The organism is Mycobacterium sp. 1245852.3, from assembly GCF_001669335.1.
GTDB classification, from domain to species: Bacteria; Actinomycetota; Actinomycetes; order Mycobacteriales; family Mycobacteriaceae; genus Mycobacterium; species Mycobacterium europaeum_A.
In genome coordinates, this window is sequence record NZ_LZLL01000214.1 from 1 (window position 1) to 6,258 (window position 6,258).

General features: G+C 68.8%; 6 protein-coding genes. 3 read left to right on the plus strand and 3 right to left on the minus strand.

Annotated features, from left to right (window positions below; all coding sequences use genetic code 11):
• Positions 1 to 663 (plus strand): MinD/ParA family protein (locus A9W96_RS09740; protein WP_066870118.1); only part of this gene is annotated, 663 nt, incomplete at its 5' end.
• On the opposite strand, the gene sigI is transcribed toward A9W96_RS09740, so the two are convergent.
• Positions 660 to 1,517: an RNA polymerase sigma factor SigI gene (sigI, locus tag A9W96_RS09745; RefSeq protein ID WP_067139333.1), complete on the minus strand. Its 858-nt coding sequence runs from the start codon at positions 1,515 to 1,517 to the stop codon at positions 660 to 662. The two genes, A9W96_RS09740 and sigI, sit on opposite strands and share 4 nt — an antisense overlap.
• Before the next feature lie 113 nt (positions 1,518 to 1,630).
• Here sigI and A9W96_RS09750 point away from each other — a divergent pair, with 113 nt between their 5' ends.
• Complete coding sequence (locus tag A9W96_RS09750; RefSeq protein WP_067139336.1) at positions 1,631 to 2,482, plus strand: NAD(P)H-binding protein; 852 nt, start codon at positions 1,631 to 1,633, stop codon at positions 2,480 to 2,482.
• Position 2,483: 1 nt separating this feature from the next.
• Positions 2,484 to 2,924 (plus strand): nitroreductase family deazaflavin-dependent oxidoreductase, encoded by a 441-nt coding sequence (locus tag A9W96_RS09755; protein WP_066870112.1) that lies wholly within the window; start codon positions 2,484 to 2,486, stop codon positions 2,922 to 2,924.
• A gap of 5 nt (positions 2,925 to 2,929) precedes the next feature.
• Here A9W96_RS09755 and eccA2 read toward each other — a convergent pair whose 3' ends face one another.
• Together eccA2 and eccE are read right to left on the minus strand one after the other, a co-directional pair.
• Positions 2,930 to 4,768: a type VII secretion system ESX-2 AAA family ATPase EccA2 gene (gene eccA2, locus A9W96_RS09760; RefSeq protein WP_197499471.1), complete on the minus strand. Its 1,839-nt coding sequence runs from the start codon at positions 4,766 to 4,768 to the stop codon at positions 2,930 to 2,932.
• Between the two features lie 60 nt (positions 4,769 to 4,828).
• Positions 4,829 to 6,258 (minus strand): type VII secretion protein EccE (eccE, locus tag A9W96_RS09765; protein WP_067139339.1); only part of this gene is annotated, 1,430 nt, incomplete at its 5' end.

Sequence of the window (6,258 nt, forward strand, 5' to 3'; positions counted from 1 at the left end):
GACACCGCGTTCGGACGGCTCAGCAGCCGGATCGATCCGGCGTCGACGGGCTCGTTCTGGGAGCTGACCGCCGACAAGAACCTGCGATCCTTCGACGATGTGGTGGCGCGGCTGGGCCGCAATGCCGCGGGTCTTCATGTCCTCGCCGGGGAGCCGGCGTCGGGGCCGCGCCGCGTGCTCGATCCCGCGATCTACCGGGAAGCCGCGCTGCGACTGGACCGCCATTTCACGATCTCCGTCATCGACTGCGGTTCGACCATGGACGCGCCGCTCACCCAGGAGGTCCTGCGCGACCTCGATGCGCTGATCGTGGTGTCCTCCCCCTGGGCCGACGGCGCATCCGCAGCCGCGCGGACCATGGAGTGGCTGGCGGATCAGGGCCTGGCCGCGCTGTTGAGCCACACCATCGTGGTGCTCAACGATTCCGACGGTCATGCCGACAAACGCACCCGCGCGTTGCTCGCCCGCGAATTCACCGACCATGGCCGGCCGGTGATCGAAGTGCCCTTCGATCCCCACCTGCGGCCCGGCGGCGTGATCGACGTGGGTCACGAGATGGCCCCGGCCACGCGGCGCAAATTCCTCGAGATCACCGCGACCATCGCCGGATACTTCGCGGCGCGTCCGCACGGCGGCGCAGACCACGCGGGCATGCCGAACTAAGCCCGCGCCGACGGGTCGGCGATCGCCTCGATCTTCATGACCCGGGCCCCGCGGATCGTCAGCACGATGACGGCGAACAGGCGGCGCTCGCTGAAGGCCAGCAGCACCGGTCCCCCGACGGGGCCGCTGACCAGGGTCACGTCCGGCCACAGGTAGCGCAACAGGTTGGTGGCCACCGCATCTGGCCCGTGGTTGATCTGCTGTGGCGGCGCCGGGTCCGCGAGGATGGTGCCCACGCCCCACACCGTCGGATCCAGGACGGCGGCCAACGCTTCGAGGTCACCGTTGGCGCATGCGGTGATGAACTTCTCGGTCACCAATTGGTGTTCGGCCGATGCGACTTCACTCAATTTCGGTTGTGCCGCATGGAATTTCGTGCGCGCCCTGCGCGCCAGCTGGCGGCAGGTGCCGACCGGGCGGCCCACGGTCTGCGAGATCGAGTCGAACGGGACGCCGAACACGTCGTGCAGCACGAAGGCGACCCGCTCAGCGGGGCTGAGCCTGCGCAGGACTTCGAGCAGGGCGGTGCGGATCTCGTCGTCGAGCGTGACCCGGTCGGCCGGGTCGAAGCGGCCTGGCGCCGGTTGCTCCGCAACCTCTCCGGGCCGTTCGTATCGGGCGCGGGCCGAACGCACCTGGTCCAGGCACAGCCGGCTCGCCACCACGGTCAGCCAGCCCCGGGCGTCCTCGATCTCGCTCACGTCGGCGCGCGAGAATCGCAAAAAGGCCTCTTGCGCAACGTCTTCCGCGTCGCCGATGTCGCCCAGCATCTGGTAGGCGAGGTTGACCAGGTATGGGCGGTGCCGACGCCAGGCCTCGCCGACCTGATCGCCGGTGGACTGCGACTGGTTCATGACTCTTCGACGATCTGCTGGGGCGAAAAGTTACACGTTCTGCCGGGTAACTTTCCCACCTTTTGCCTCGTCGTTTCTCCCAGTGCACAAAGTTCACGGAAAGGATGCTCGTCATGACCATCGTCGTCACCGGTGCGACCGGCAACGTCGGCCGCCCACTCGTCACCGAACTGCTCGCCGCGGGAGCCCGCGTGCGGGCGGTCACCCGGCAACCGGGGCCGGCCGGATTTCCACCCGAGGTGGAGGTGTTCGGCTCGGCCGCCGAGGCGCTACCCGGTGCCTCCGCGGTCTTCCTGAATTCGCGGGCGCTGGGTGTGCAACTCGAAGACGTGGTGGCCCGGTGCGGGCCCGCCGGTGTCAGCAAGCTGGTGGCGTTGTCGGCGATCAACGCCGACGACGACGTCGCCCGGCAGCCGTCCCGGTTCCGCGGCGACCGCAACCGGGAGGTCGAGCGCGTCGCCGTCGACTCCGGTTTGGACTGGGTCAGCCTGCGGCCCACGGTGTTCGCCACCAACTTCGCCGGAATGTGGTCGGCGCAGATCCGCGCCGGCGACGTGGTCGCCGGACCCTACGCCGCGGCATCGGCCGCCCCGATCGTCGAGAGCGACATCGCCGGCGTCGCGGCGCACGCTCTGCTCACCGACCAGCTTGCCGGGCAACGCATCCCGCTGACCGGTCCGCAGGCCTTCACCAACGCCGAGCTGGTCGAGGTCATCGGCGCCGTCCTGGGCCGGCCGCTGCAGTACCTCGAGATCCCCGCCGATGCCGTGCGGCAACGATTCGTCGGGTTGGGCTTCAGCGCCGGATTCGCCGACGCCTACCTCGCCATGCAGGCCGAGACGCTCGACAACCCGGCCCTGGTCACCCACGACGTGGAGAAGATCCTCGGTCGGCCGCCAGTCCCGTTCGCGCACTGGGTTTTCCAACACCGAGCGATGTTCAGCAACGAGAAACAAGGAGTCTGAGATGACCGATCCACGCCCCCCGCGCTACCTCAAGCCCATGAACAAGTTCATGATGGCGGTCCAACGGTTGGGCATCCCGACGGGGCCCGCCATGGTGCTCACCGTGCCCGGCCGCAAGTCGGGCCAACCGCGCCGAACCCCGATGACGCCCTTCAACTTTCGGGGCGGCCTCTACGTCGTGGCCGGTTACCCCGGCGCCGACTGGGCCGCGAATGCGCGGGCGGCCGGCACCGGCACGCTGAGCCGCGGCCGACGGTCACGCCCGGTGCGGATCGTCGAACTCTCCGCCAGCGAGGCGCGACCGGTGCTGCGCGCCTTCCCCACCGAGGTCCCGGTCGGGGTGGCCTTCGCCAAACGTTCGGGCATGGTGCGGGACGGCACCCCCGACGAGTTCGAGGCCCTGGCGGGTCGGTTGGCCGTTTTCCGCTTCGAACCGGCCTAGCCGCGTCACCAGACGATGGCCGCCATGTCGCGGTTGTCCGAGCACACGCTGCGCACCGCGGCCTGGATGTCGGCCGAGGTGATGATCTGCAGATCCTCGACCGTCACCGGTTGACCCGCCCGCTTTTGCGCCACCACCCGGGTGTCGCGGAAACCCTCGGCGCGCTCCACGACGTTGCGGGCGAACCTACCGTTCTGCATGGCGTCGATGCCGTGGCGTCCGCCCGGGGTGGTGTAGTTGCGGATCGTCGTCGCCGCGTCCAGGAACGTTTCTTTGGCGCCATCGTCGAGCAGGCTGGCGCGCGGCGTGGCGTAGCGGTGCGCGATCTCGACGATCTCCGCCGGCGAATAGGACTCGAAACGCAGCTTGCGGTTGAACCGGCCGGCCAAACCCGGGTTCACGGTGAGGAAGGCGTCCACCTGATCTTCGTAGCCCGCCCCGATGAAGCAGAAGTCGAACCGGTGCACTTCCAGCGCCACCAGGAGCTGGTTGACGGCCTCCATGCCGATCATGTCGGGCGTGCCGTCCTGATGGCGCTCGATCAGCGAGTAGAACTCGTCCATGAAAATGATTCGGCCCAGCGACTTTTCGATCAGCTCGTTGGTTTTGGGCCCCGATTCGCCGATGAAGTGGCCGCAGAAATCCGACCGGCGCACCTCGCGGATCTCGGGGTGGCGCACGATTCCCATGCCGGCATAGATCTTGCCCAGCGCCTCGGCGGTGGTCGTCTTACCGGTACCGGGCGGACCCACCAGCAGCATGTGGTTGGTCTGACCCTCCACCGGCAGGCCATGCTCGAGCCGCATCATCCGCACTTCGAGTTGGTCCTCCAGCGCCGCGACCGCTTGCTTGACCGCGGCCAGTCCCACCTGCTTGGCCAGCAGCTTGCGGCCCTCGGCCAACAGCTCGGCGCGCACGTCGGCGGCGGCGGCGTCGTCGAGTTCGTCGCGGCTCTTGGCCGACGAGGCGTCCCATCGATCGGTGCGGCTGTTGATGGTTTCTTCGTCGGTGACCACCAGGTGCAGGTTCGGGTCGGCCAGTGCCTCTTTGGCCGCCTCGGTCAGGACGCCGTTGATGGTGGCCTTGGATAGCCAGATCTGGGCCTTGTCCTCCTCGCGCAGCTGACGGTGCACCATCCCCCGCACATAGGCCAGATCGGCGACCAGCAGCGGAATGTCGGCCGGTCCGATCGACGCGGTCAGCACATCGGCGTCGAAGCGCGACGACGACTGGGTGTGCCCAATCACGTCGACGCGGTCCAGCCAGTCCAGCGCCACCCGGCCCTGCCCGAGATGGGCGGCGGCATGGGCGGCCAGCGCGCAGATCGACGCGGTCACCGCCGACATGACGATGGCCTGGGCGGGCAACTCGTCGGCGGCGGCCAGCAAGACGTCCGGCCAGCGTTGGGTCCGGTACATCAAGAACGTGCGGGCCAGCTGGTGCCACTGATAGTTGGTCCAGGAATCGAGCAGGTCACGGTTGGCCAGCAGCCGGTCCGCCTCGGCGTACTCCCCGGCGATCGTCAACGCGGACGCCAACGCCAGCCCCACCTGTGACGCGTCGGTGACGGTGATGCCGATGTAGGGACCCAGCTGGATCTCGGCGGCCAGCGTCTGCCCGATGCGCGTGGTTTCGCGGTGCAGCCATTCGCTGGTGGCGTAGAGCTGCCGCAACGACGCCAGGTCGTTGTCACCGCACGCGATGCGCCCCAACCAGGCGTCGGCCATCGACGGGTCGGCGTCGGTGGCAGCGACGAACTCCGGCAGCGCCGCCGCCCGGCCCTGCCGGCTCTTGATCGCCATGGCACGATCGAAATGCCTTCGGGCGGTTTGCAAATCACCCATCACAACCCCTCGCGGCACTGCGCTCATCACACCGTGCCTCAAACTCGTGTTTCTGACCTGCTACGTGCCGACCGAGATGCCCACCGGCTCGAGACTGACGTAGCGGTTCTCGGCGCGGAACATGTCCATCTCGACGAGCCAATTCTCTCCTGCTGCACTGACGTTGACCACCGCCGGCCCGAGTTGCTCGATGATCACCTCGAAGCCGTTCCGATGCGCCTCGGAGAGCTGGGCCCCCGCGGGGGCGATGGTGATCACCGTCGCCGGTCGCGGGGTCGGGGAGATCGCCGCCTCGATACCGCCGCCCTCGAGCGCGCCCGCGCCGCCCCCCCGCCGCGGGGCGTACTCGACGACGCTGACGGTGGTCCGCGGTGCGGGACGCGGGCTGTTGACCACGCTGATCTCCGGCATGCGCACGCTGATCCAGCGCGACATGTCGCGGGTGTGCACGCACACCCGTTCGCCGGCGCCGGCGGTCCGGATCACGATCCGCTTGGCGATCGGGTCGTCGGCGGCGACAAACACGCGCGACAGCTCACCGGCGTCGGTGACCGGCACCAGCAGCCGGTCGCCGTTGCTGAGCTTGCCGATCAGCACGCCCGATGGTCCGATCTCGGTGATCAGCTCGGCCGGCAACGGGCTGCGCCGCAATCCACGCAGGTGCGGACGGGGGCCACACATGTTGGCGGCCGCCGCGGCGGCCTGCTCGCCGTTGAGCCGGCGCAGGATGACGCTGGGCGGCGTCGGTGCCGGCGTGGGTGTGCGCACGGTGATGGTGGCGGTGCACGTGGCGTCCGGGAAGACGGTCACGTTCTGGATGACCTCGTCGGCGCGCAGCGTCCACGCCTGCGAGAGGTTGCGTGACGTGATCGCCTCGGCCGGATACGCATAGGTGGTCATCCAACCCGCTTCTCCGCGTATGGCTTTCCATCGCTGCACGGTTCCCGACACCGCGTCCCACCCCAGCCGGCGGTCGAGCTCGACGAGGTCGGTGGCGGTGGCCACCTTGGCGCGCAGCCCCTGGCAACGCAGCAGTCCGGCAATGCGTTGTGCGACCGAAATGGCCGCCGCGCCAACGGTCGTGCGCCAGAACAGGGCTTGGGCGTTGTCGATCACCGCCAGCCGCATGATCAGCCACGTCTCACGCCGGCCCGCGTAGGGCGGGGTTCCGATCTCGGAGTCGTAGACACGCGGAAAGTCCCCGATAGTGCCGTGCCGGGAGCCGATGGTGACCACGCTGATCGAATCGAGCTGCAGGCCAAGCGCCTGGTGCAGCATCGGCACCAATTCGACGATGTCCAACACGTTTTCGGTCTCGACGCTCACCGAGCCGGTCACCCTGGTGGCTCGGTGACCTCTGCCCAGCAACTGCACCGCGACGACGGCGACACCGTCTTGGACGCGGACGCCGCCACCGGATCGGTTGTTGGCCACGGTGATCGGGGCCGTCCAGTCGATCGGGCGCCGGCCCCGCCGCCACAACACCGCCC